Here is a 25,024-nt window from a genome sequence, read left to right on the forward strand (position 1 = left end):
TTGCGGGAAGGCCCGGCCGCGGCGGCAGGCTCGGGAGTGGGGCCATTCTAACCGGGCAAGCAGTACCATGCGATGGCGTATGGATGCTGCGGCGCAACAGCTTGGCGCAGTGTTTGGGCAGTGCTTAGGCCCGGTATTGCCCGGACCGTATATCCTGTGTGGTTTGAAAATGCGGCGCCGCGCGCGCGCGACCAGGAGGGGTAGACAGTGGCGACTTGGCTAGTAACCGGCGGGGCCGGCTTTATCGGCGGAAATTTTGTTCTTGAGGCAGTCGCGCGCGGGGTCCGCGTGATCAATCTCGACGCGCTCACCTATGCGGGGAACCTGAACACGCTGGCGTCGCTGGAGGGCAATGCCGACCATGTCTTCGTCAAGGGCGACATCGGTGACGGCGCGCTGGTGACCCGGCTGCTGCAGGAACATCAGCCGGATGCGGTGCTGAACTTCGCTGCCGAAAGCCATGTGGATCGCTCGATCGAAGGCCCCGGCGCGTTCATCCAGACCAACGTGGTCGGCACCTTGGCCTTGCTCGAGGCCGTGCGCGATTACTGGAAAGCGCTGCCGGACGCGCGCCGCGAGGCCTTTCGGTTCCTGCATGTGTCCACCGACGAGGTCTATGGCACGCTGGGCGAGACCGGCAAGTTCACCGAAACCACGCCGTATGCACCCAATTCCCCGTATTCGGCATCCAAGGCGGCCTCCGATCACCTGGTGCGCGCGTTCCACCACACCTACGGGCTGCCGGTGCTGACCACCAACTGCTCGAACAACTACGGCCCCTACCATTTTCCGGAAAAGCTCATTCCGCTGGTGATCGCCAAGGCGCTGGCCGGCGAGCCGTTGCCGGTGTACGGCGATGGCAAGCAGGTGCGCGACTGGTTGTTCGTCAGCGACCACTGCGAGGCGATCCGCACCGTGCTGGCCAAGGGCAAGGTCGGCGAGACCTACAACGTGGGCGGCAACTCCGAGCGCCAGAACATCGAGGTCGTGCAGGCGATCTGTGCGTTGCTGGATCAGCATCGCCCGCGTGCGGATGGCAAGCCGCGCGCAAGCCAGATCACCCATGTCACCGATCGCCCCGGACACGATCGTCGCTACGCGATCGATGCCTCCAAGCTGAAGAACGAGCTGGGCTGGGAGCCGGCATATACCTTCGAGCAGGGCATCGCGCAGACGGTGGCGTGGTACCTGACCAACCAGGCCTGGGTCCAGGGCGTGCTGGATGGCAGCTACCGGCTCGAACGGATCGGCGCCGCGGCCTGACGCGACCCCCTAGCAAGCGCCCGCGCATGTCTGCGTGTGCGGGCCTCAACAGGACACCCTGATGACACAACGTAAAGGCATCATTCTGGCGGGCGGCTCCGGCACGCGCCTGTACCCGATCACCAAGGGCGTCAGCAAGCAGCTGTTGCCGGTGTACGACAAGCCGATGATCTACTACCCGCTGAGCGTGCTGATGCTCGCGGGCATCCGCGACATCCTGATCATCAACACCCCACACGAGCAGGCGCTGTTCCAGTCGCTGCTGGGCGACGGTTCCCAGTGGGGCGTCAATCTCCAGTATGCCGTGCAACCCAGCCCTGACGGCCTGGCGCAGGCCTATCTGATCGGTCGCGAGTTCATCGACGGCAAGCCGAGCTGCCTGGTGCTGGGCGACAATATCTTCCATGGGCATGGTCTGACCGACACCTTGCGCCGCGCCGATGCGCGCGAGCAGGGTGCCACCGTCTTCGGTTACTGGGTCAACGATCCCGAACGCTACGGCGTTGCCGAATTCGATCAGCAAGGCAAGGTCATCGACATTGCCGAAAAGCCGGCAAAGCCCCGTTCCAACTACGCGGTCACCGGCCTGTATTTCTATGACGGCCAGGCCAGCGACTACGCGGCTGCATTGAAGCCCTCGCCGCGCGGCGAGCTGGAGATCACCGATCTCAATCGCTGCTATCTCGAAGCCGGCAACCTGCACCTGGAGCCACTGGGGCGCGGGTATGCATGGCTGGATACCGGGACGCACCAGTCATTGCACGAAGCGGCCAATTTCATCGAGACCATCCAGATGCGCCAGGGTCTGCAGGTGTGCTGCCCGGAGGAAATCGCATTTGGCCAGGGCTGGATCGATGCCGAGCAGCTGGAGCGCCTGGCGGCGCCGTTGTTGAAGAATGACTACGGCAAGTATCTGACTGCATTAGCCAAGCGTGGGGTCGTCCATTGAACGTGATCGAAACGACATTGCCCGGCTGCGTCGTCATCGAGCCTGCGGTCTTCGGCGATGAGCGCGGTCAGTTCTTCGAAACATGGAATGCAGAGCGCTTCGGGCAGCATGGGCTGCCGACGAGTTTTGTGCAAAGTAACGTCTCCACGTCCACCAGGGGCGTGCTGCGCGGTCTGCATTACCAGTGGCCTCGGCCACAGGGCAAACTGGTGAGCGTGCTTGAAGGTGAGGTCTACGACGTTGCGGTGGATATCCGCGCCGGTTCTCCCCACTTCGGGCGTTGGACCGCCGTTTTACTGAGCGCAGAAAACCGACGCCAGGTCTGGATACCTGAAGGCTTTGCACATGGCTTTGCAGTGCTTTCAGAGAAAGCGTTGTTCAGTTATCTGTGCACCGACGTGTACGTCAAGGAAGCAGATGCAGGCGTGCGTTGGAACGATGCGGCGATCGGTATCGATTGGCCGATCAGCGATCCATTGCTGTCGGCCAAGGACGCCAAGGCGCCGTTCCTGGATGAGGTGCCAGCCGACCGACTGCCGGTGTATATGCCGTGACCACGTTGGTGTTTGGTGCGAACGGGCAGGTGGGTGCGGAACTGTTGCGCGCATTGGCCGCCGATGGCTCGGTGCAGGCAACAACACGCAGTGGTCAGCTGCCTGACGGCAGCGCCTGCGAGACGGCGGACTTCGACGCACCGCAAACGCTAACTGCCTTGCTGGACCGGGTTTCCCCGTCGCATGTGGTCAATGCCGCCGCCTATACCGCGGTGGATCGCGCCGAGCAGGATCGCGCCAGCGCATTGCGCGCCAATGCGATCTCGCCTGGCGTCATTGCCGCCTGGTGCGCATCCCGTGACGTACCGCTGGTGCACTACTCGACCGACTACGTCTTCGACGGTCGGGGTACCGCACCGTATCTCGAAGACGCGCCGACCTCGCCGCTGGGTGTGTATGGCGAGACCAAGCTTGCGGGTGAGCAGGCCATCCGTGCTTCCGGCGCGCAGCATCTGATCCTGCGCACGGCATGGGTGTATGCCTCGCATGGCGCGAATTTCCTGCGCACCATGTTGCGTGTCGGTGCCGAGCGCGATGAGCTGCGGGTAGTGGCCGACCAGGTCGGAACACCGACGCCCGCGGCCCTGATCGCCGATGTCACTGCGCAGTTGCTGCGCCAACGCAGACCAGGCACCTCGGGGACATGGCACCTCACGGCTACGGGGCAGACCAGCTGGCATGGCTTTGCCGAGGCGATCTTCCAGGAGGCGGTCAGCGCAGGCCTGTTGCCGCGCGCGCCGCGTGTGGTGCCGATCACGACCGACGACTACCCGACGCCCGCACAGCGGCCGGCATATTCGCGGCTGTCGATCGACAAACTGCAGCGCGATTTCGACATCGTGTTGCCGGACTGGCGAGTCGGCCTGCAGCGCGTGATTGCCGAAATCGCCGCTGCCAGGCACTAGATACGCGACTCTGGCCGGTGGCGATATTTCCGCCGACGCATTCAAGCCGCAAACGCAAACAGCCGGGAATCCCCGGCTGTTTGCTTATGTACTGCAGAATCCCGAAAGCGACCGATCAGGTACGCCCGTAGGTATCTTCGAAACGCACGATGTCGTCTTCGCCCAGATAGCTGCCGGACTGCACTTCGATCAGTTCCAGCGGCAATTTGCCCGGATTGCGCAGGCGATGGGTCACGCCAAGCGGAATATAGGTACTCTGGTTCTCGGTGAGCAACAGCACCTCTTCGCCACGCGTGACTTCTGCGGTGCCGCTGACGACGATCCAGTGTTCGGCGCGGTGGTGATGCATCTGCAGGCTGAGCACGGCACCGGGCTTGACGGTGATGCGCTTGACCTGGTGACGGTGACCCATGTCGATCGAATCGTAAGCACCCCAAGGACGATAGACCTTGCGATGCCAAGTCGCCTCTGAGCGACCGTCGGCCTTGATCCGGCCGACCACATCCTTCACTTCCTGGATGCGATCGCGGTGACCGACCAGAACGGCGTCTGGCGTTTCCACCACAACCACGTCTTCCAGGCCGACCATGGCGATCAGGCGCGAGCCATACGCATAGGTGTTCTTGCAGTCCAGCTGGATGACATCGCCGTGGTGTGCATTGCCCTGGCCGTCCTGTTCGGAGACGTCCAGCAGCGACGACCACGAACCGACATCGTTCCAGCCGGCATCCAGCGGCACCACCACTGCATCGGCAGTCTTTTCCATCACCGCATAGTCGATCGAATCCGATGGGCTGGAGGCGAACGCATCCTTGTCCAGACGGGTGAAGTCGGCATCACGCTTGCCGCCTTCCCACGCCTTCTGGCAGGCATCGGCAATGGCTGGCTGGAACTTGCGCAGTTCTTCCAGGTAGCGCGAGGCACGGAACAGGAACATGCCGCTGTTCCAGTAATACTCGCCGCTGGCCAGATACCCCTGCGCGGTGGCCAGGTCGGGCTTTTCGACGAAGCGCTCGACCGCAGTGGCGCCGGTGCCGGCACCGGCCTTGATGTAGCCATAACCGGTTTCAGGCGCGGTCGGCTTGATGCCGAAGGTGACCAGCTTGCCCTGTTCTGCGGCGGCGGCTGCGACGGTGACTGCCGCCTGGAAAGCAGCCTCGTCACGAATGACATGGTCCGAAGGAAGCACCAGCAGCAGCGGATCACCACCGTTACGGGTGGCTTCCAGCGCAGCGACGGCAATTGCCGGGGCAGTATTGCGGCCCTTGGGCTCGAGCAGGATGGCCGACGGCTTCACGCCCAGCTGCTGCAACTGTTCGGCGGCCATGAAGCGATGCTCCTCGTTGGCCACCACGATGGGGGCGTGTGCCGCCACCGGAGCAGAACGCAACCAGGTGGCCTGCAGCATGCTGTGCTCGCCGACCAGCGGCAGGAACTGCTTGGGATAGGATTCGCGCGACAACGGCCAAAGGCGCGTGCCGGAACCGCCGGACAGAATAATCGGAAGGACATCGCTCATGAGCGGGGGAAACTCCAATGCGTCAAAGTGGGGGACGATGTTAAATCAGCCGCGCAGCAGGTTGGAAATTTCCTGCGTACGCGTTTCCAGCAGTGCGGCGTCGCCGCGCGTTTCCACGTTCAGACGCAGCAGCGGCTCGGTATTGGAGCTGCGCAGGTTGAAGCGCCATTGGCCGAAATCGGCACTGATGCCGTCGGTGTAGTCCAGTTCCGGCGACTGGTCGCCGTAGTGCTCCATCACGCGGGCGACCGCCGCCTTGGCATCGTCCACCTTGAAGTTGATCTCGCCGCTGCAGGGGAATTTCTGCATGCGCGCTTCGACCAGATCCGCCAGCGAACGACCCGACTGCGACACCAGCTCGGCGATCAACAGCCACGGAATCATGCCGGAGTCGGCATAGGCGAACTCACGGAAATAATGGTGCGCGCTCATCTCGCCGCCATAGACGGCATTTTCGCTGCGCATCTTTTCCTTGATGAAGGCATGGCCGCTCTTGCACAACACCGGAATACCGCCGGCGTCCTCGACCATCTCGACGGTGTTCCAGGTCAGGCGCGGGTCGTGCACGACCTTGCCGCCGGGCTGCTTGGCCAGGATCGCCTGCGCCAGCAGGCCGACCAGGTAATAGCCTTCGATGAAGCGGCCGGTGTGATCGAAGAAGAAGCAGCGATCGAAGTCGCCATCCCAGGCAATACCGAAATCGGCGCCGTGTTCCTTGACCGCCCTGGCCGTGGCGTCGCGGTTTTCCGGCAACAATGGGTTGGGAATGCCATTGGGGAAGTTGCCATCGGGTTCGTGGAAGACGCGGACGAACTCGAACGGCAGCTGCGGTGCAAGCAGGTCGACGATCAGGCCGGCGCCGCCGTTGCCGGCGTTGACCACCAACTTGAGCGGCTTGAGCGTGCTGCGGTCCACGTAGCTGAGCAGATGCTCCAGGTAGGCCGTCTTGTCGGTGCGGCTGTGCTCGCTTGCCGTGGGCTCGCCGGGGGCGGCGGTGTCGGCAGCGACGGTGTCGCGAATCGCGAACAGGCCGGTGTCGGAACTGATCGGCCGCGCCTGCTCGCGCACCAGCTTCATGCCGTTGTAGTCCATCGGGTTATGGCTGGCCGTGACCATCACGCCGCCGGCCGCCTTGAGGTGATCGGTCTGGAAATAGACCTCCTCGGTGCCGCACAGGCCGATGTCGATCACTTCGCGGCCGCTGGCGCGCAGGCCGGCCGAGAGCGCTTCCTGCAGGCCGGGGCTGGCCAGGCGCACGTCGTGGCCCAGGACCACCGGTCCTTGCTCCAGCTGCGCCGCCAATGCCACGCCGATGCGGCGCGCCAAGTCCTCGTTGAGTTCATCCGGCACGCGGCCGCGAATGTCGTAGGCCTTGAAGGCGGGTAGCGTCATGGGCAATTCCTGGGGTGGGGGAAATCCCGAGTTTAGCGGCTGCGCCGTGTCTTGGGTGTGGCGGAATTGCGATCGGGGACAGGGAACAGTCAGCGGCTAGAATGGCCGCTTCACATCAGCGAGGCGAGGGCGGTGATGAGCAATGGTGGGCGTGGTGCGGCAGGCGGCAAACGCTATGCCGATGCCGGGGCGGCGCTGGATGGGGTGCTGGCCGATGGCCAGACCCTGGCGGTCGGCGGCTTTGGCTTGTGCGGAATTCCGGAGGCGCTGATTGCGGCGGTGCGCGAGAGCGGGGTCGGCGGATTGACCGTGATTTCCAACAACGCCGGCGTCGATGGATTCGGGCTGGGTCAATTATTGGCCACCCGACAGATCCGCAAGATGATTTCGTCCTACGTGGGCGAAAACAAGGAATTCGAGCGGCAGTATCTGGCCGGCGAACTCGAGCTGGAGTTCAACCCGCAAGGCACGCTGGCCGAGCGTCTGCGCGCGGGCGGTGCGGGAATCCCCGCGTTCTACACCGCAACCGGCTACGGCACCATCGTGGCCCAGGGCAAGGAAACCCGCGAATTCGACGGCAAACAGTACGTGATGGAAACCGCGCTGCAGGCCGATGTCGCGCTGGTCAAGGCCTGGCGTGCGGACACGGCCGGCAATCTGGTGTTCCGCAAGACCGCGCGCAACTTCAACCCGGCCTGTGCCATGGCCGGTCGCGTCTGCGTTGCCGAGGTCGAGGAGATCGTCGAAGTGGGCGCGATCGATCCGGACCAGGTGCATCTGCCCGGCATCTATGTCGACCGGCTGGTGCTCAACGCCACGCCGGAAAAACGCATCGAACAGCGCACCGTGCGCGAAGGACAGCACTGATGGCCTGGACCAGGGACCAGATGGCCGCACGTGCGGCGCGCGAATTGACTGTTGGCGCCTACGTCAACCTGGGCATCGGCCTGCCGACGCTGGTGGCCAATCACATTCCCGATGGCATGGACGTCTGGCTGCAATCGGAAAACGGCCTGCTCGGCATCGGCCCGTTTCCCACCGAGGACGAGGTGGATGCGGACCTGATCAATGCCGGCAAGCAGACGGTGACTGCGCGTGCCGGTGCCAGTTATTTCGGCAGCCACGACTCGTTTGCGATGATCCGCGGCGGGCACATCGATCTGGCGATTCTCGGTGCGATGCAGGTCACCGACCGCGGCGACCTGGCCAACTGGATGGTGCCCGGCAAGATGGTCAAGGGCATGGGTGGCGCAATGGACCTGGTGGCTGGCGTCAAGCGCGTGGTGGTGCTGATGGAACACGTCGCCAAGGACGGCAGCCACAAGATCCTGCCCGAATGCGATCTGCCATTGACCGGCGTCGGCGTGGTGGATCGCATCATCACCGACCTGGCGGTATTGGATGTTACCGATGGCGGGCTGGTGCTGGTGGAGGCGGCCGATGGGGTAGAACTGGAGGAGTTGCGCCAGAAGACCGGCGTGGCACTTCTGACGCCTCAACCGTGAGGCCAGGCCGGATGGCCGTCAGGTCATCCGGCCCGAACCGATCCGCGTCCGGTGAAACGGTCGTCGAGTTGCAGATCCGCCAGCCACGGCGCCTGCCAGCGTCCGGAGCCGACGCACTGCAACGGGATCTGGACCGCGGCTCGATCGAAGTCCAGCAGATGGCTTTCGTCCTGCGCAACCTTGCAAACGTCTGCAATGAACGCCAATGCACCTTCGTGCACCTGTGCGATCGTCGCCCATTGCGCTGGCGACAGCTCCGCACTGGCGTAGACCGCAGTCGGAACGTTGGTGGCGTCTGCAAAATAGGAAAACTGCGGCGAAGGAGCGGTGAGAAGTGTCTCCAGAAGCAGGTCATGGCGCAGGATCGTCGACTGCTCCGGAGCACCTTCGGTACGGCCATCAAAATAGCGGGCGGCGGCCCAGCTCTGGGCAGCGATCTTCGTGGCGCGCCCGTTCAGTGCAAAATACGCGCCACCCAGCGGCTGCCCGGTCAATCGCGCGAGGTTGGCCTGGATGGTGCCGGAGTACCCTATGTCGGCCACCATGGCGGCACCGTCGCCTGCGGTCGCCGTCCAGTAACGCAGGTAGGCCGTCCTTTCAGTTTCGGCGAGCGCCAGCAGGTCATTGATCGCTGGGGCAATGAGTTGCAGCAGTTCGGCATGCATCTCCGGCAGGTAGACATCGCGTTGCATGACCGGGCGCCCCAGGCGACGTTCCAGAACAGCTGCGGCAGCATCTCCCAGGCGCGCCTGTATCAGGCCGCTCAGCGTGCCGGTGTAGGTGCTGTCCAGCAGCACTGCAAGATCATCCGGCGCATGCAGCGAGGGTGTTCCGGTTCCCCGCCGAGATGCCAGCAGATACTTGCCTTGAAGCTGCTGCAGCGAAGGCGAGGTTTGCCTTACTAGCTGAAAACCCTGCTCCAGCAGGTGGCCTTCTCGGCTCAAAAACAGGATTGTTTCGATATTGGCTTGCTTCGCCATGCGGATCAGCCAGGCGAGATAATCGAAGATCAGCGGGCCGATGACCACGTAGCCGAGAGATGCCGGTGAAAGCATCGGCAGCGGCATCAAGGTTTCCGGGTGCCGGTCGGCAAGATCGGCGAACCGGTTGGCCAATAGGCCAAGCCACAACTGGTCCTGCCACCGCGTTGCGTCACCGGACGGTGGTCTGAGCGGGCGCAAGGCGGGGACCACCTCAAACAGCGCGGATGGGCGAAGCACATGCACCGGCGTCAACAGGTTGTGCATCTGTGGACGCTGGACATCTGCATGTTCGTTGTCGCCCACATGCAGCCAGTGCGATGTCTCGATGTTTTCGATGCCTGGCAGTTCCTTCCAGGCGCTGTCAGCATCCTTGCGCCAGCCCGTCTCGCACGACACATACCAGGCAGCTGGCAACGCGCTGACGTCGGCCGGCAGGACCTGCTGCAGCAACGTGCTATCCAGATACATGTCCGAAAGCGCAACCAGGCGGGTGCCACGTTGTTGCAGGTGCGCCGCCGCTGCGATCACGCCTCGCCGTGGTTGCAGCAATCTGGCCTCCAGCGCCACTTCCAGTGCCTGCAAGGCACCGATGGGAAGTCCTCCCGCACCGGGCAGGCCAGACAGCGTGGTGTAGATGCTTGATAGATCGATATCGGCGCCACGTTGATGGCGTGCCTTTGCCTCGGCAAGCTCGCGGAGTTCGAGAAAATTTCCGACCCCGAATCGGTCCGCGACCAGATGGGCAAGATAGGCGCGCGCACCCGCTGGAAACAGGAACGGCCTCACTACCAAGGTATCGAAGATATCCAGCGACACCAGCCGAGCTTGAAGAGAGGACAGGGTCAACCGCGTGGCGATCGGTGTTTCGAACGCCGCCTGCCAGTTGCGTCCACCTTCGCCGCTGAGTGCCAGCGTGCCATCTTGCGGCAATATGCCAATCCGATACTGCTGATGGCGCACAACAGCGACGAAGATGCGCTCCACTGCGTGGTGCAGGGTGCCATCGATCTGACCGTGTTCTTCCGGAAAATCCTTGAGTTCCAGATCCAGCGCGTACAACGGCCGCAGTGCATCCACCTTTGCCCAGAACATCGATCCGGCAGGAAAATCGATGTACTCCGAGGGGCTGATGTCGAATCCAAGTCGCTGGGCAAGCGCGCGACACACGCTGAAATTGCTGAGCCAGGTATGCGCCCACAGCAACACCCGCTCGTAACTCTCGGGATAGAGCATGCCAAGCCGTGGCTCGGCCTGAAACATTCCCAGTTGCCAGGCGATGCGCTCCGGGCTCCCCATCAGGGATGACACCAGGTAACGGCGCCATTGGCCTTGCTCGCTGCCTGTATACAGCGACTTTTTCGTGTGCAGATGGCCAACGACATCCAATGCCAGGACCTGTTCGCGAAATGTCACCAATAGCGGCGCGATGTCACGGCCACGGTTGGGCACGATGCGGATATCGAGCTTGTCCACCCGCGGCAACCTTGAAAAACGGTCTCGCACCTGGACGGCGGCGGCTTCATCCATCACCGATACCAGCAGGTCGTAGCCCACCGGCATGTGCTGGAGTGACTGTGCGAATTCGTCGATCAGGTCGGGATAGAAGACGTGCAGCATCACGCCAGTCTTGAGCCGCAGCTGCGACAGCGGCGCAGGCGCGAGGAAAGGTTCCTGGTCAGACAGGTGATGGACCGCCGGCTGCGTACGCCCGGCCAGTTGCAGCCGCCCCAGCAGGCCGCGTATGCCCAGGGCGCGGATGACCTTGAAGGCCCGTATTGCGACCGCGGCTACGCCGGCGAAACCGCCGCCATGGAGCTCTACCGAGCGACGTGCCGCGGCCAGGAGTTTGGAGAGACTGCCGCTCACGCGGTATGCCGACAGTTGCTCACAGATTCTGGTAGTTCGGGCCCGAACCACCCTCCGGCGTGACCCAGGTGATGATCTCGTACGGGTCCTTGATGTCGCAGGTCTTGCAGTGCACGCAGTTGGCAGCGTTGATCTGCAGGCGCTTGCCGGACGGGCTGCCGGCGTCTGCGACCATTTCGTAGACGTTGGCCGGGCAGAAGCGGGTGCAGGGATTGTCGTATTCCTGCACGCAGCGGGTAGCGCACACGTCGGTATCGAGTACCTTCAGATGCACGGGCTGGTCTTCGTCGTGCTCGGTGGCAGCGAAGTACACCGCCTGCAGCCGGTCGCGCGGAGCGAGCTCGCGCGTGCCGTAGTGGCGCGCGGGTTGCTCGTACTCGCCGATCTTGTGCAATGCCGACCAGTCGGGCTTGTTCTTCAGTGTCCATGGTGAGGCGCCCTTGAGCGCAGTTTCCCAGGCGGCGTTGAGCAGGCCGAACCACAGGCCCTTCTTGAAGCCCGGCTTGATGTTGCGCACCTGCTTGAGCTCGGCCATCGCATCGGAGGCGCGCAACTTGGCGTCGAAGCCTTGTGGCGCCAGCTGCGATTGCACCAGATGTTCGGCGGCCAGCATGCCGCTGCGGATTGCCTGGTGGGTGCCCTTGATCTTGGGCACGTTGAGCAGGCCGGCAGTGTCGCCGATCAACAGGGCGCCGGGCATTTCCACCTTCGGCAGCGACTGCCAGCCGCCGGTGACGATGGCGCGCGCGCCGGCCGAGAGGATGCTGCCGCCTTCCAGCAACGGCTTGATCAGCGCGTGGTTCTTCCATTGCTGAAAGGCTTCCCATGGCTGGTATTGCGGGTCGCTGTAGTCCAGCCCGCTCACATAACCGAGCGCGATCTGGTTGTTGTCCAGGTGATACAGGAAGCTGCCGCCGTAGGTGCGGTTGTCGGCCGGCCAGCCCAGCGTATGCACGATCTTGCCGGGGCTGACGCGCCCCTCCGGTACCTGCCACAGTTCCTTGATGCCGATCGAGTAGCCCTGCGGGTCGGCGTCGGCGGTGAGGTCGAAGCGCTTGAGCAGGCGCTTGGTCAGGTGCCCGCGTGCGCCTTCGGCCAGCACGGTGACCTTGGCACGGATGTCGATGCCGGCGGTGTAACCGGGCTTGTGCGATCCATCCTTGGCCACGCCCATGTCGCCGATACGTACGCCGATGACCTGGTCGTTGTCGTCGTGCAGCGTTTCGGCAGCGGCAAAGCCCGGGTAAATCTCCACGCCCAATGCTTCGGCCTGCGGCGCCAGCCAGGCGCACATTGCGCCCAGGCTGACGATGAAGTTGCCGTGGTTGCGCATGCCCGGCGGCACCACCGGGAACTTGCGCGCGCTGTCCTTGCCGAGGAACCAGAACTCGTCGTCGGTGGCGGCCACGCAGATCGGCGGCGGGTTGTCGCGCCAGCCCGGCAGCAAGGCATCCAGCGGGCCCGGCTCGATCACCGCGCCGGACAGGATATGCGCACCGATGGTGCTGGATTTTTCGATCACGCAGACGCTGATGGCCGGATCCAGCTGCTTGAGCCGGATCGCAAAAGCCAGCCCGGCCGGGCCGGCGCCGACGGTGACGACGTCGTACTCCATCACGTCGCGCTCGACCGTCTCTGGCGCACTTGCGCCGACTCCTGCTTCCGACATTGCTCCGCTCCCGTTGGCTCGATGGCTACCGCGCATTTTCCGGGATTCGATGTGACGGCGGCAAATCGGATCGATTCATCCGTACCGCCCAGCCTCCACGCAGCCGGAGCGTGCTAGCGTTTGAAACATGAAGATTCGGGTTGCATTGCCGCATGCAGAGATCGCCTGGTACCGCGGCTGGTTGCCGCGCGCGCAGGCCGATGCGCTGCTGCAGGTGCTGCTGACGCAGGTGCAGTGGGAGGTGCATCGCATCCGCATGTTCGGGCGGACGGTGGATTCGCCGCGTCTGAGCAGTTGGATCGGCGATGCGGACGCCAGCTACCGCTACTCGGGCACGCAGTTCGCGCCGCAGCCGTGGCTGGAGGTATTGCAGCCTCTACGCGCGCGCCTGCAGGCCGAGACCGGGGCGCCATTCAACAGCGTGCTGGCCAACCGTTACCGCAGCGGCAACGATGCGATGGGCTGGCACAGCGACGACGAGCCGGAGTTGGGCGCGCAGCCGTTGATCGCTTCGCTGAGCCTGGGCGCGACGCGGCGCTTTGCCTTCAGGCATCGCGACGATGGGGCGTTGAAGCAGGCGCTGGAACTGGGGCACGGCGATTTGCTGCTGATGGGAGGCGATACCCAGCGCCACTACAAGCATGCGTTGCCGCGCACCGCAAAACCGGTCGGCGAGCGCATCAATCTGACGTTTCGCCAGATTGCCCCGCGTGGCCCCAAGCGCTAGTCCGGCTGTCGCGGTGACAGCGGACGCGGCAAGCGCTGACTATCCTGCTGGCCATTGAGCAGGGTCCAGCCAACCAGTTCGGTGGTGACCTGCGTCATCGCCTGTTCGAATGCCGCTGCCACTGCCGCCGTGTCGGTGCCGCTGGACGGGCGTGCCACCAGGAAGGTGCGCGAGGCCACCACGCGCTGGTCGGCGGCGTGCAGCAGCTTGGCATTGAGTTCGATGGTGGCCGAGGGCAGCGCCTGGCCGGCGTAATCGGACTCGAAGCGGCGCAGGTCGATCGCCAGCTTGTAGTCGGAGCGGATGCCGGTGCCGATGCGGGCGACCGCGGCGATCTTGCCGGAGTCCTCGAATGCGCGCACTACGCTGTCTTCGAGCATATCGGTGGCCGGCTGCGCCCAGCCTGCGCCGTGGTAGACCTGCAATTCGCTCGGGGTCGGGCGCACGTTGATGCGCGGGCTGTCGATGATGCGCGCCGCGCTCGGCTTGGCCACCGCCAGTTGCCAGGTCACCTGCGGCCAGGACGGATTGGGTGTCACCCGCACGGTCGGCGCGTAGATGGTGGCCGGCTTCTGGTCGCCGCCGGTCAGCAGCGAGCAGCCGCCCAGCGCCAGCAGGGAGACGCACAACACGGGACGCAACAGGCGCATGGCAGTCATTTCGGTTCGAACTCCTTGGGTGCGTCGCGGCCGAGCAGGTAGCGCGCAGGGTTGTTGTCCAGTTTGTCGCTGACCCGGCGCAGGTCGCGGATCAGGCCGCGCAATTCGGTCAGCGTGGGCCCGAGCTGGCCCAGCCCGTCGTTGGCAAAGCTGTTGATGGCCGCGCGGTTCTCGCCAAGGATGTTGTCGGCGTTGCCGGCAGCCGAATCCAGCTTGACCAGGGTGGCATCGAGCTTCTCCAGGATGCCCGGCAGCTGCTGCACCAGGTTCTGGTCCAGCCGCTTGATGGTGCCGTTGGTGGTGGTCAGGGTGGTGTCCAGATTGCGTGCGGCATCGCGCGCGCTGACGATCAGCGCCTGCATGCCTTCGTCGCGATCGGCGATGCCGCCGCTGATCTTTTCCAGGTTCTGCAAGGTGGCAGTGATGCTGGCCACGTTCTTGTCCGAGAGCATCTGGTCCATGCGCTCGACGATGCGGTTGGCGGTATCGGTGATGTTCTGCAGCGCCGACGGCGTGGTCTGGATGATCGGCGCGTCGCTTTTGTCGATGGTGGTCAGCGACGGTGCCTCGGGTGTGCCGCCGGAGAGCTGGATGATCGACGGGCCGGTCAGGCTGGTGATGGCCAGCTTGGCACGCGTATCGCTCTTGATCGGCGTGGTGGAGTTCACCCGCACGTGCGCGACCACCTGGCGCGGGTCGTTCGGCGCCAGCGTCAGCTCGGTGATCGAGCCGACCGCGATGCCGTTGTACTGCACCGGGCTGCCGACCGACAGGCCGGTCACCGCCTCACGGAACACCACCCGGTACTGCTGCCAGGTGCGGTCGGAGGAATACTTTGCGGCCCACAGCCCGAACAGCAGCAGGGCCAGGCCTGCCACGATGGTGAAGGCGCCGATCAGGACGTAATTGGCTTTGGTTTCCATGCTCAGGCGGTCTCGGTGGAGTCGGTCTTGGCCGCGCGCGCGGCGCGGGCGCGCGGACCGTGGAAGTATTCCTGGATCCAGGGGTGGTCGACCTGTTCGATCTCGGCCAGCGGCGCGTTGGCAATCACCTTGTGATCGGCCAGCACCGCGATGCGGTCGCAGATGGCGTACAGCGTATCCAGGTCATGGGTAATCAGGAACACGGTCAGGCCCAATGCCTGCTGCAAGGTGCGGATCAGGCGGTCGAAGGCAGCTGCGCCGATCGGGTCCAGCCCGGCAGTGGGCTCGTCCAGGAACAGCAGCGGCGGATCCAGCGCCAGCGCCCGCGCCAGGCCGGCGCGCTTGCGCATGCCGCCGGACAGCTGCGAGGGCAGTTTGTCCAGCGCATCGGCCGGCAGGCCGGCCAGCTTGATCTTCAGCAGCGCCAGCTCGAAATACCAGCGCTCCGGAAACTCGCCGTGATGCTCCTTCAGCGGCACCTGCACGTTTTCGCCGACGGTCATCGACGAGAACAGCGCGCCGTCCTGGAACAGCACGCCGGTATTGCGGGTGATGTGCTGGCGGTCGGCGAAGCGGCCCGAGCGCGCATCCGCTCCCAGGACCTGGATGCTGCCGGCATCCGGCTCGCGCAGGCCCAGGATGCTGCGCATCAGCACCGACTTGCCGGTGCCCGAGCCGCCGACCACGCCAAGGATCTCGCCGCGCCGCACGTCCAGATCCAGGTCCTCGTGCACGACCTGGCTGCCGAAACGGTTGGTCAGCCCGCGCACGGAAATCGCCAGCTGGTCGTCGTCGGCCTCGGCCTCTGTGCCGGGATTGGGGAGTGGGGATTCGGGATGGGTCACAGCACAGCTCTCCCGGGTGTCAGGGCGCCAGCTGCGCTTCTGCCTTGCACGAATCCCGAATCCCGAATGTCCAATCCCGGCTCCATCACCACCCCATCTTCATGAACCACAGCGCGGCGACCGCGTCGAGGATGATTACCAAGGAAATCGTCTGCACCACCGAGGAGGTGGTGCGCTCGCCCACCGATTGCGCGGTGCCGCTGACCTTCAGGCCTTCCAGGCAGCCGATCAGGCCGATCACCAGCGCAAACAGCGGCGCCTTGGACAGCCCGACCAGGAAATGCCGCAACTGGATGGTGTCGTGCATGCGCGCCAGGTACATCTGCGGCGGAATGTCCAGGTCGAACGCGCCCACGGTGACGCCGCCGGCCAGGCCGGCGATCATCGCGATGAAGGTCAGCAGCGGCAGGGTGAAGATCAGCGCGAGCAGGCGCGGGATCACCAGCAGGTCGATCGGGTCCAGGCCCAGGGTGCGGATCGCGTCCACTTCCTCGCGTGATTTCATCGCACCGATCTGCGCGGTGAAGGCGCTGGCAGTGCGCCCGGCCAGCACGATGGCGGTCAGCAGCACCGCGAACTCGCGCAGAAAGGCGATGGACACCAGCTCCACCACATAAATTTCCGCGCCGAAGTCGCGCAGGATGGTCGAGCCCAGGAACGCGATCACCGCGCCAACCAGATACGACAGCAGCACCACCAGCGGCACCGCATCCAGGCCGACCTGCTCCATGTGGTGCACGGTGGCGGTCAGGCGGAAGCGGCGCGGCTCGTGGATCAGCCGCCCGATCTTGACCAGGTTCTCGCCCAGAAAACTGTTCAGTTCCAGGATGCCCTGGCCGACGCCATGGGTGGTGCGGCCCAGACGGTCCAGCGCGGCGACAAAGCCGTAGTCGCGTTTGGGCTTGGGGCGTTCGTCGTTGAGTTCCTCGATGGTGCACACCAGGGCCTGGTGCTCATCGCGGAAATCGATCGCATCTTCCTTCAGGCCCATGCGGCCGGCGAAGCGCAGCAACTGCAGCACGCCGGCCGAATCCAGTTGGCCGATGCCGCGCGCGTCGATGCGGCGCACCCCGTCGGGCACGGCCTGCAGCTGTTCTGCCTGGGACAGGGCGGTTGCCAGCACCCAACTGCCGGCGAGGCGGAGCTGGGTCTGATCCTGCGAGTCTTGGTCGATGCGGGGAGGTTGCGGTTTGATCATGGGTGGCCTGTCCGTGGCGCCAGCATACCGCGCCCGGCGTGAGCGAATGATGGGGACGCTTCGCACTTGTGGTCCCGGCACAGACGATCGGCACGCCGGCCAGGGGCGCTGCGGCATACACTGGCGGCCTCGCCAGACGGCGTTTCTCCGATCCGACCCGCCACGCATGTCCGCTGCCACCGTCGTCCAACCGTCCGCCAGCGCCACCTATGCCCAGCGCGTCGCCTTTGTTTCGGAAATCGCCGGACGCCTGCATTCCTACGGCACCACCGCGCAGCGTCTGGAGGCCGCCGTGGTCGGACTGTCGCAGAAGCTGGGCCTGGACTGCGAGCCCTGGTCCAATCCCACCGGGATCATCTTGAGCTTCAGCGATCCGACCAAGGCCATCGGCTCCAGCGACATCACCCGGGTGATCCGGCTGGCCCCGGGCGAGAATGACCTGTACAAGCTCAGCGTGGCCGATTACGTGGCCGACAGCGTGGCCAACGGGCGCATGAGCATCGCGCAGGGCCACACCGCGCTGCGGCGGCTGGACCGCGAGGTCGATCGGCGCGGCAAGACCATGCAGGTGCTGGCATTCGGGCTGGCCGCCGCCGGCGTGGCAGGGCTGTGGAAACTGCCCTGGCTGGACATCGCCACCGCCGGTGCGATCGGGATGTCGATCGGCCTGCTGACCCAGTACACCGACAAGCGGCCGGCGACCAAGGAGGCCGGCGAGGCGCTGGCCGGGCTGTTGGCCGGGGTCGTGGCCGCGGTGGTGGCGTCGTTGCTCGGGCCGTTGAACCTCAATACGGTGATCATCGCCTCGCTGGTGGTGCTGCTGCCCGGCATGTCGTTGACCAATGCCTTCAACGAGCTGGCCAGCCAGCACTGGGTCTCGGGCACGGCGCGGCTGGCCGGTGCGGTGACCACGGTGCTCAAGCTCACCGTCGGTGCGGTGATCGCGGTGACGCTGACCCAGGTGGTCGGCCTGCATCCGCAGGTGGCCGCATTGCGCCCGCAGGCCAGCTGGGTGGAATGGGCCTCGCTGCTGGTGACCGCTTATGCATTTGCGGTGTTGTTCAAGGCCAATCGGCGCGATTATTTATGGATCATGGCAGCGGCCATGTCCGGGTATGTCATTGCGCGTTATGCCGGACATGCCTGGGGTGGTCCGGCCGGTGTCTTTGCATCGGCGATGGCATTGACCGCCGCCGGTAATCTGTTCGGGCGGGTGGTGCAAAAACCCGGTGCATTGATCCGTTTGCCCGGCATCATCATGCTGGTTCCGGGCAGTGTCAGCTTGCGTGGCTTTCTGACCCTGGTACAGCAACAGGATGTCAGTGTCGGGCAGGCCGCACTATTGGCGGTGACCAATATCGTGATGGCCTTGATGGCCGGATTGCTGTTCGGCAATCTGTTGATTCCGGCCCGCAAGAATTTATGACAGATAAAAAACGCGCAATAAAAACCCCGGCAATGCCGGGGGTTTTATTGCTGTGAATCAGGCGGCCTTGGACTTCTTGGGCGCGCGTTTGGTGGCGGCCTTGCGCGGGGCGGCCTTCTTGGCCGGAGTCTTCTTGGTGCTGACCTTGCTGATCAGAAAGTCTTCGACTTTCTTGCCGGCGGCGGTCAGTTCGGCCAGCCAGCGCGGCTGCTTGCCGCGGCCGGTCCAGGCTTCCTGGGGGTTGGCGGGGTTGCGATACTTGGGCGGAACCTTGCCCAGCTTGCGGCCGGCGCGCGGGCCCGGCTTGGCAGCGGCAGCAGGACGACCCGGGCCGGCGCTGGTGCCGAACAATTCTTCGATGGAATAACCCTGGGCTTTTGCCGCGCGGGTCAGTTGCGTGCGGACCTTGGCAATCGGAGCGCGCTTGGCAACCACGGTCTGCTGCTTCTTCGCGTTTTTGATCAGGGCACCCAACTGCTTGGCCGACAGGCCGCTAAGATCGATCGACATCACTACTCCGGAGGATGAGAGAGAAAAGAATGCCGGTCCGTGGCAGCGCTGGCCATCATAATGTCAGAAAACCCGGGTGACAAATGCGCCGAAATAATTCGGCGCCTTGTGTTCATCCAATCCAAGTAGTTTCGGCTGATTTGATCAACAACCCAGGCGGGAGAATAACCCGGCCTTATCCAGGTTTTCTGCTGCCTCTGCAGTGCGGGCACAATATTCAAATGTGCCGGCGGCCAATCCGCGTTCGGAGACCACCACCCGATGCGGAATGCCCAGCAGTTCCATATCGGCAAACATGGCGCCCGGGCGCAGGCCGCGATCGTCCAGCACCGCGTCGATCCCCGCGGCGATCAATTCGTCCAGCAATGCCTGGGCGGCGGCAACCACCTGTGCATCCTGCTTGGGGTTGATGATGCAGATCGCCACCTGCCACGGTGCCATCGGTGCGGGCCAGACAATGCCGGCATCGTCATGGTTCTGCTCGATCGCCGCAGCCACGATGCGCGAAATGCCGATGCCGTAGCAGCCCATCTTCATCACCGCGGGCTTGCCGTTCTCGTCGATCACGGTGGCCTGCAGTGCCTGCGCATACTGGTCGCCGAGCTGGAACACATGGCCCACCTCGATCCCGCGCGCCAGACGCAGTTCGCCGCCATCGGCCGCGCGTTCGCCGTCGATGACGTTGCGCACATCGGCAACGGTGTCAGGTTCGGGCAGGTCGCGGCCCCAGTTGACCCCTGCCAGGTGTTCGCCGGGCACGTTGGCACCGACCACGAAATCGGCCATCGCCGCGACATCGCGGTCGGCCACCACGCGCACCGGGCGGGCGGTGTTCACCGGGCCCAGGAAGCCCGGCTCGCAGCCGAGGTGGTCGCGGATCTCGGTCTCGTTGGCCAGGCGGTAGCCGGCCAGGCCGGCGACCTTGCCGAGCTTGATCTCGTTGACGGCGTGATCGCCGCGCACCAGCACCAGCACGAAGCCGGCCTCGGTCATCACCGCCACCGACTTGACCGTGCGCTGCAGCGTGATGCCCAGCAACCCGGCGACGTCTTCGCAGGTCTTCTGGGTGGGCGTTGCGACCTGGCGCATCGCCTCGCCAGCCTCGGCGCGCGGGGCGGGCAGGGCGGCGCTGGCGGTTTCCACGTTGGCGGCGTAATCGGAGCCGGTGGAGAATGCCAGCGAGTCTTCGCCGGAAGCGGCAATGACGTGGAATTCCTGCGAGGCATCGCCGCCGATCGCGCCGGAGTCGGCCTGCACGGCGCGGAATTCCAGCCCCAGCCGGGTGAAGATGCGGGTGTAGGCCGCGCGCATGTTGTCGTATTCGCGCGCCATGTCGGCATCGGTGAGATGGAAGGAGTAGGCGTCCTTCATCAGGAATTCGCGCGCGCGCATCACGCCGAAGCGTGGACGGATCTCATCGCGGAACTTGGTCTGGATCTGGAAGAAGTTCAGCGGCAACTGCTTGTAGCTGTTGATTTCCTGGCGCGCGAATTCGGCCGCGGCCTCTTCGGCGGTCGGGCTGTAGCAGAACTCCTGTTCCTTGCGATCCTTGATCTTGAGCAACTGCCCGCCGAACTTTTCCCAACGGCCGGTGGCATCCCACAGTTCGCGCGGCTGGATGGTGGGGAACAGCACTTCCACCGCCCCGGCGCGGTTCATTTCCTCGCGCACGATGGCCTCGACCTTGCGCAGCACGCGCAGACCCAGTGGCGACCAGGTGTACAGCCCGGAGGCCAGCTTGCGGATCATGCCCGCGCGCAGCATCAGACGGTGGCTGACCAACTCGGCGTCGGCCGGGGTTTCCTTGGTGGTGTGCAGGTGGAACTGGGAAAGACGCATCGGGCTTCGCTTGGGCGGAAAGCCCATAGTTTGCCAGTCTCGCGCCCTGCCGGTCAGTGGCGCCGGCCGATCGGCCGGACGCATGGGCCGGTAGGTGGCCGCTCCCGGGCCGGCTCAGGAGGCCGGAGTGCCGCTCGCTGCCGGCTTGCAATAGGCCTTGGCGGCCGCTTCGGCGAGGTTGCGTTGCGCCACGCGGGCATCCGGGTCCAGCGGGGTGCCGGGCTTGCCATCGGCGCCGGCGCCCATGGTGACCTCGCCCTTGCCGCTGAGCAGCTCCAGGTTGCGGCGTGCAGTCAGGCAGTCGGCCGATTCGGGCGTGGTGGTGTCCGGCGCGGCGATGGCGGCGGTGCCGCTGCGTGCATCGATCCGGCGCGCTTCGTAGCGCTGGCCGGACGGTGGCGGGGTTTCGGTGTAGTGGGTGACGCCCTTGGCGTCCTTCCATTTGTACAGATCGGTCGCGCCGGCGGCGGCGCTGACCAGCATCAACAGGGCGCAAAGCCCGGACGATAGGTGCATGTGGCTTCCCCTGGATGATTCCCGCGGCGATTGCAGCATCCGCGGCCGGCGCTGGCAAGTGAGGCTGCACGCCGCCGGCGCGCTACCGCCGGATGGACCTCAGGCCCTACACTTGCCGGATGGATGAGATGAGACCGCCCCCGCGCTCGCGCACGATCTACCTGCTGCCGAACCTGTTCACCACCGCCGGGCTGTTTTCCGGTTTCTACGCCATCATCGCCGCCGCCAACGGGCAATTCGTCCAGGCCGCCATGGCGGTGTTCGTGGCCGCGGTGATGGACGGGCTGGACGGCCGGGTCGCGCGCCTGACCAATACCAGCAGCGAGTTCGGCGTGCAGTACGACTCGCTGGCCGATCTGGTCAGCTTCGGCATGGCCCCGGCGCTGGTGATGTATCACTGGTCGCTGTCGGCGCTGAAGTACGACAGCAACGTGATGGGCCGGGTCGGCTGGTCGGCCGCGTTTCTGTATGCGGCCTGCGCGGCACTGCGCCTGGCGCGCTTCAACACGCAAGTGGGGGTGGTCGACAAGCGCTGGTTCATCGGCCTGGCCAGCCCGGCCGCCGCCGGCTTGATGATGTCCTTCGTCTGGGCGTTTGCCGACGACAGCCTGGGTTTCGATGGCGAGCAGCTGCGTTACCTGGCGCTGGCGGTCACGGTGGTATCGGCCTTGCTGATGGTCAGCCGGATCCGGTTCTGGAGTTTCAAGGGCGGCGCGCGTGGTCCGCGTGCCGACCGTGTGCCGTTCCTGGCGCTGGCGATCGCCACGGTGGTGATCGCGCTGCTGGTGATCGATCTGGCCCGTTCGCTGCTGGTGATCGGCGTGCTGTATGCACTGTCCGGGCCGGTGATGTGGCTGTGGCGGCGCTGGCGGCGTACGCCCGAGCTGCCATGAGCCAGATGCCATGAGTCAATTGGCCTCCGAGCCGATGTGGTCCGATCTGCAGGTGTCGTATCTGCAGGCGTTGGGACACACCGTCTATCTGGACCGCGACACCGTGGACGCGGCGGCGGTGCCTGAGGAGACGATCGAGCGTGCGCCGGCGGCTGCACCGCCGCGCGTGGAGCGCACGCCACCAATGCCGGCGCCAGCGGTAGCGCCGGCGGTCCGCCGCAGCGCACCGGTGGCGCCGGCCCACGCGCCGGATGCAGTCACGACTGCGCCGGCAGCGCCGCCGCGGCGCAGCCGGGTCGGCATGCCCGATCGCCTGCAGATGGCGTTGCTGCGCGCCTCCGGCTGCAACCCCGGCGATCCGAATACGCAAGCCTTGATGGCGTCCTGGCCGCTGGCCGAGCTGCGCGGCAACCCGGCCGCCAAGCGCGCGCTGTGGCCGCAACTGCGCGCGCTGCGGCGGCGTCGGAACCCGGCATGAGCGCCTTGAACGCGCCGCTGCCCACCTCGCTGCGCGCCATGCGCGAGAGCGATCTGGATGTGGTGATGGACATCGAACATCGGGCCTATCCGTTCCCGTGGACGCGCAGCATCTTTCGCGACTGCCTGCAGGCCGGCTATCCGGGCTGGGTGATGGAGCAGGGCGGGCAGGTCATTGGCTACGGAGTGATCAGCATCGCTGCCGACGAGGCGCACGTGCTCAATGTCTGCATCGCACCGGAGGCGCAATCCCGCGGGCATGGCCGCGTGCTGTTGCGCGCGCTGATCAAGGGTGCCTGCGATCGCGGCGCGCGGCGCGCGTTTCTGGAAGTGCGCCCATCCAATCCGTCGGCGATTGCGCTGTATCACTCCGAAGGCTTCAATGAGATCGGGCGGCGCCCACGCTACTACCCCTCCAACACCGGCCGCGAAGATGCGCTGGTGATGGCGATCGAGTTGTCCTTCGAAGGGTTCTCCTGAGCCTCATCGGCCGAGGCTGATGGAAGCGTTCTCCCGCGTCCGGCTGGTTCTGCCCCGACGCACCTGATACGCGTCGCGCGGTTGCATCTGTGAGGCACGCGTCACCGCCCGAGACACCAGCCCGGCTCCTGCATAGCCGCCAGGCGATTGTGCCGGCGCCTTGCTGTTTCGCCCCAGAAGCGGCGTTGTGGTGACGCACCACGATCAGGTCATCAGGCAACGCACCCGCTGTGCGCCGAGCTGTTGCGCATCGCTGCAATCGATCGCAACAGGGTGAATGTTTTTCCCATTTGCATCGCCCGAGGTGTCGCCTGCGCGGCGCCATCCGGCAGGGCGCACCGGCAGCCGCGACGGTGATCATGCCGCCACGTGCCATCCGTGTTTTCCAGCAGCGCCAATCGACTGTGTCCATGTGCCAGGCGCACTGCGATAGCGATGCAATTGCCGTGCGCGCCGAAAAAAAACATGCATGCATGTGATGGCGGCGGCACACCGTGCTGGAGCTGTGTCGGTCTGCGTTGCGATGCAGAGCATGCTGCGCTGCAGTGTCCTCATGCCTGTCTCTGCGTGTCTTGATTACAGCGTTTTGTCTTCTCCTGGATGTCCCGCAACCGTTTGCGTGACTGCGCGTGCACATCGATGCATCGGCTAGATACAAGCCATTGCGATGCTCCTAGTATCGGCGTCGCGGAACTGAACATTACAGAGATGAAAAGTATGTTCCGCGCCTGCTAGACGAGGGGTGTGCCGCCGCGCGGCGCATCGAACCTATCCGAGGGAGAGATCAAGATGAAGCCGAAATTTTCAACGGCGGCCGCCGCGTCGCTGTTTGTCGGGTCGTTGCTGGTTGTTGGCGTTGCCTGCGCCGATCCTGCACTGGAAGTTGCAACCACTGGTTGGGCAACACAGAACGGAGGGACCAAGGGCGGTTCCAAAGCGGCCGCAGCCAACATCTACACGGTCAAGACTGCCGCCGAGCTGAAGAGCGCGCTGAAAGCCAGCGTGGGCAGCAACGGGCGCATCATCAAGATCAGCGGCATCATCGATATCAGCGAAGGCAAGCCGTACACCACGACCTCGGACATGAAGAGCCGCGCGCGGTTGGACATCCCCACCAAGACCACGCTGATCGGCATCACCAGCAATGCGGAGATCCGCGAAGGCTATTTCTACGTCAAGGCCAACGACGTCATCATCCGCAATCTCACCATCGAAAATCCGTGGGATCCGCAGCCGGTCTGGGACCCGGATGACGGCAGCGCCGGCAACTGGAATGCCGAGTACGACGGCCTGACGGTCGAGGGCGCAACCAATGTGTGGGTGGACCATGTCACCTTCACCGACGGTCGTCGTACCGACGATCAGAACGGCACCGCCAACGGTCGTCCCAAGCAGCATCACGATGGCGCGATGGACGTCAAGAAGGGCGCCAACTTCGTCACCATTTCCTACTCGGCGTTCAAGTCGCACGAGAAGAACGACCTGATCGGTTCCAGCGACAGCGCCTCCAGCACCGACAGCGGCAAGCTCAAGGTGACCATCCACAACACCTTGTTCGAGAACATCTCCGCACGCGCACCGCGGGTGCGCTTCGGGCAGGTGCATCTGTACAACAACTACCACGTCGGCAGCACCAGCAATAAGGTCTACCCGTTCTCGCATGCGCATGGCGTGGGCAAGGAGTCGAAGATCTTCTCCGAGCGCAACGTGTTCGACATCAGTGGAGTGAGCAGCTGCGACAAGATTGCGGCCGACTACGGCGGCAGCGTCTATCGCGATCAAGGCTCACTGCTCAACGGCAAGGCGCTGACGTGCTCGTGGAACAGCAACATCGGCTGGACACCGCCGTACACCTATAGCCTGCTGTCGGCCGACAAGGTCGCTGCGGACGTCAAGGCGAAGGCCGGCGCCGGAAAGCTGTAAGCC

23 protein-coding genes are annotated in these 25,024 nt (G+C 64.8%); 12 read left to right on the plus strand and 11 right to left on the minus strand.

The window, feature by feature from the left end:
- Window positions 1-207: 207 nt before the first annotated feature.
- The 4 genes from rfbB (at window position 208) to rfbD (ending at window position 3,671) form a co-directional block, all read left to right on the plus strand.
- Window positions 208-1,263 carry a dTDP-glucose 4,6-dehydratase gene (gene rfbB, locus CPBF1521_RS18715; RefSeq protein WP_104583291.1) on the plus strand — a complete coding sequence of 352 codons (1,056 nt, stop codon included), beginning with the start codon at window positions 208-210 and terminating at the stop codon, window positions 1,261-1,263.
- A 61-nt stretch (window positions 1,264-1,324) separates the two neighbouring features.
- Window positions 1,325-2,212 (plus strand): glucose-1-phosphate thymidylyltransferase RfbA, encoded by an 888-nt coding sequence (rfbA, locus tag CPBF1521_RS18720; RefSeq protein ID WP_104583292.1) that lies wholly within the window; start codon window positions 1,325-1,327, stop codon window positions 2,210-2,212.
- On the plus strand, window positions 2,209-2,766 hold the full coding sequence (gene rfbC, locus CPBF1521_RS18725) for a dTDP-4-dehydrorhamnose 3,5-epimerase (RefSeq protein ID WP_104583293.1): 558 nt from the start codon (window positions 2,209-2,211) through the stop codon (window positions 2,764-2,766). Before rfbA ends, rfbC begins: the two co-directional genes overlap by 4 nt.
- A complete protein-coding gene (gene rfbD / locus CPBF1521_RS18730; RefSeq protein WP_115677901.1) occupies window positions 2,763-3,671 on the plus strand; it encodes a dTDP-4-dehydrorhamnose reductase in 909 nt (302 codons plus the stop codon). Before rfbC ends, rfbD begins: the two co-directional genes overlap by 4 nt.
- Window positions 3,672-3,786: 115 nt before the next feature.
- Here rfbD and CPBF1521_RS18735 read toward each other — a convergent pair whose 3' ends face one another.
- On the minus strand, window positions 3,787-5,190 hold the full coding sequence (locus tag CPBF1521_RS18735; RefSeq protein WP_104535074.1) for a mannose-1-phosphate guanylyltransferase/mannose-6-phosphate isomerase: 1,404 nt from the start codon (window positions 5,188-5,190) through the stop codon (window positions 3,787-3,789).
- Window positions 5,191-5,235: 45 nt separating this feature from the next.
- Window positions 5,236-6,582 (minus strand): phosphohexomutase domain-containing protein, encoded by a 1,347-nt coding sequence (locus CPBF1521_RS18740; protein WP_104583295.1) that lies wholly within the window; start codon window positions 6,580-6,582, stop codon window positions 5,236-5,238.
- Window positions 6,583-6,717: 135 nt separating this feature from the next.
- On the opposite strand from CPBF1521_RS18740, the gene CPBF1521_RS18745 reads away from it, so the two are divergent.
- Together CPBF1521_RS18745 and CPBF1521_RS18750 are read left to right on the plus strand one after the other, a co-directional pair.
- Window positions 6,718-7,449 carry a CoA transferase subunit A gene (locus tag CPBF1521_RS18745; RefSeq protein ID WP_115677902.1) on the plus strand — a complete coding sequence of 244 codons (732 nt, stop codon included), beginning with the start codon at window positions 6,718-6,720 and terminating at the stop codon, window positions 7,447-7,449.
- Window positions 7,449-8,087, plus strand: coding sequence for a CoA transferase subunit B (locus tag CPBF1521_RS18750; protein ID WP_115677903.1), 639 nt, complete (start codon window positions 7,449-7,451; stop codon window positions 8,085-8,087). Before CPBF1521_RS18745 ends, CPBF1521_RS18750 begins: the two co-directional genes overlap by 1 nt.
- Before the next feature lie 23 nt (window positions 8,088-8,110).
- Here the strand turns inward: CPBF1521_RS18750 and CPBF1521_RS18755 are convergent, their stop codons facing one another.
- Window positions 8,111-10,846, minus strand: a complete 2,736-nt coding sequence (locus tag CPBF1521_RS18755) for a rhamnan synthesis F family protein (RefSeq protein ID WP_115677967.1) — start codon at window positions 10,844-10,846, stop codon at window positions 8,111-8,113.
- Between the two features lie 109 nt (window positions 10,847-10,955).
- A complete protein-coding gene (locus tag CPBF1521_RS18760; RefSeq protein WP_115677904.1) occupies window positions 10,956-12,605 on the minus strand; it encodes an electron transfer flavoprotein-ubiquinone oxidoreductase in 1,650 nt (549 codons plus the stop codon).
- Between the two features lie 127 nt (window positions 12,606-12,732).
- Here CPBF1521_RS18760 and CPBF1521_RS18765 point away from each other — a divergent pair, with 127 nt between their 5' ends.
- Complete coding sequence (locus CPBF1521_RS18765) at window positions 12,733-13,332, plus strand: alpha-ketoglutarate-dependent dioxygenase AlkB family protein (protein WP_115677905.1); 600 nt, start codon at window positions 12,733-12,735, stop codon at window positions 13,330-13,332.
- Here the strand turns inward: CPBF1521_RS18765 and CPBF1521_RS18770 are convergent.
- From CPBF1521_RS18770 to CPBF1521_RS18785, 4 genes are all read right to left on the minus strand, one after another.
- A complete protein-coding gene (locus tag CPBF1521_RS18770) occupies window positions 13,329-13,991 on the minus strand; it encodes an ABC-type transport auxiliary lipoprotein family protein (protein WP_104583300.1) in 663 nt (220 codons plus the stop codon). The genes CPBF1521_RS18765 and CPBF1521_RS18770 overlap by 4 nt on opposite strands.
- Entirely contained in the window at window positions 13,988-14,914 is a 927-nt protein-coding gene (locus CPBF1521_RS18775; RefSeq protein ID WP_011035876.1) for an MlaD family protein, read from the minus strand. The genes CPBF1521_RS18770 and CPBF1521_RS18775 overlap by 4 nt, the downstream gene beginning before the upstream one ends.
- A 2-nt stretch (window positions 14,915-14,916) precedes the next feature.
- Entirely contained in the window at window positions 14,917-15,759 is an 843-nt protein-coding gene (locus tag CPBF1521_RS18780; RefSeq protein WP_104649397.1) for an ABC transporter ATP-binding protein, read from the minus strand.
- An 85-nt stretch (window positions 15,760-15,844) separates the two neighbouring features.
- Window positions 15,845-17,074 (minus strand): ABC transporter permease, encoded by a 1,230-nt coding sequence (locus CPBF1521_RS18785; protein WP_180496775.1) that lies wholly within the window; start codon window positions 17,072-17,074, stop codon window positions 15,845-15,847.
- 49 nt (window positions 17,075-17,123) lie between these two features.
- Between CPBF1521_RS18785 and CPBF1521_RS18790 the strand changes: the two genes are divergently transcribed.
- A complete protein-coding gene (locus CPBF1521_RS18790) occupies window positions 17,124-18,383 on the plus strand; it encodes a threonine/serine exporter family protein (protein WP_115677906.1) in 1,260 nt (419 codons plus the stop codon).
- Between the two features lie 57 nt (window positions 18,384-18,440).
- On the opposite strand, the gene CPBF1521_RS18795 is transcribed toward CPBF1521_RS18790, so the two are convergent.
- From CPBF1521_RS18795 to CPBF1521_RS18805, 3 genes are all read right to left on the minus strand, one after another.
- Window positions 18,441-18,893: an H-NS histone family protein gene (locus CPBF1521_RS18795; protein WP_104583304.1), complete on the minus strand. Its 453-nt coding sequence runs from the start codon at window positions 18,891-18,893 to the stop codon at window positions 18,441-18,443.
- 144 nt (window positions 18,894-19,037) lie between these two features.
- Window positions 19,038-20,732 (minus strand): proline--tRNA ligase, encoded by a 1,695-nt coding sequence (locus CPBF1521_RS18800; protein WP_115677907.1) that lies wholly within the window; start codon window positions 20,730-20,732, stop codon window positions 19,038-19,040.
- 114 nt (window positions 20,733-20,846) lie between these two features.
- Window positions 20,847-21,248, minus strand: a complete 402-nt coding sequence (locus tag CPBF1521_RS18805; protein ID WP_181901288.1) for a DUF4124 domain-containing protein — start codon at window positions 21,246-21,248, stop codon at window positions 20,847-20,849.
- 119 nt (window positions 21,249-21,367) lie between these two features.
- Here CPBF1521_RS18805 and pssA point away from each other — a divergent pair, with 119 nt between their 5' ends.
- From pssA to CPBF1521_RS18825, 4 genes are all read left to right on the plus strand, one after another.
- The gene (gene pssA / locus CPBF1521_RS18810; RefSeq protein ID WP_104583307.1) at window positions 21,368-22,141 is read left to right on the plus strand and encodes a CDP-diacylglycerol--serine O-phosphatidyltransferase; all 774 of its coding nucleotides are present in this window, start codon (window positions 21,368-21,370) and stop codon (window positions 22,139-22,141) included.
- A 10-nt stretch (window positions 22,142-22,151) separates the two neighbouring features.
- Window positions 22,152-22,619: an alanine acetyltransferase gene (locus CPBF1521_RS18815; RefSeq protein WP_115677909.1), complete on the plus strand. Its 468-nt coding sequence runs from the start codon at window positions 22,152-22,154 to the stop codon at window positions 22,617-22,619.
- Window positions 22,616-23,098: a ribosomal protein S18-alanine N-acetyltransferase gene (gene rimI / locus CPBF1521_RS18820; protein ID WP_164739833.1), complete on the plus strand. Its 483-nt coding sequence runs from the start codon at window positions 22,616-22,618 to the stop codon at window positions 23,096-23,098. Before CPBF1521_RS18815 ends, rimI begins: the two co-directional genes overlap by 4 nt.
- Window positions 23,099-23,887: 789 nt before the next feature.
- Window positions 23,888-25,021 (plus strand): pectate lyase family protein, encoded by a 1,134-nt coding sequence (locus CPBF1521_RS18825; RefSeq protein ID WP_104583309.1) that lies wholly within the window; start codon window positions 23,888-23,890, stop codon window positions 25,019-25,021.
- Window positions 25,022-25,024 lie beyond the last annotated feature (3 nt).

The sequence above is a fragment of the Xanthomonas euroxanthea genome, assembly GCF_900476395.1.
In the GTDB taxonomy this organism is placed as follows: Bacteria; Pseudomonadota; Gammaproteobacteria; order Xanthomonadales; family Xanthomonadaceae; genus Xanthomonas; species Xanthomonas euroxanthea.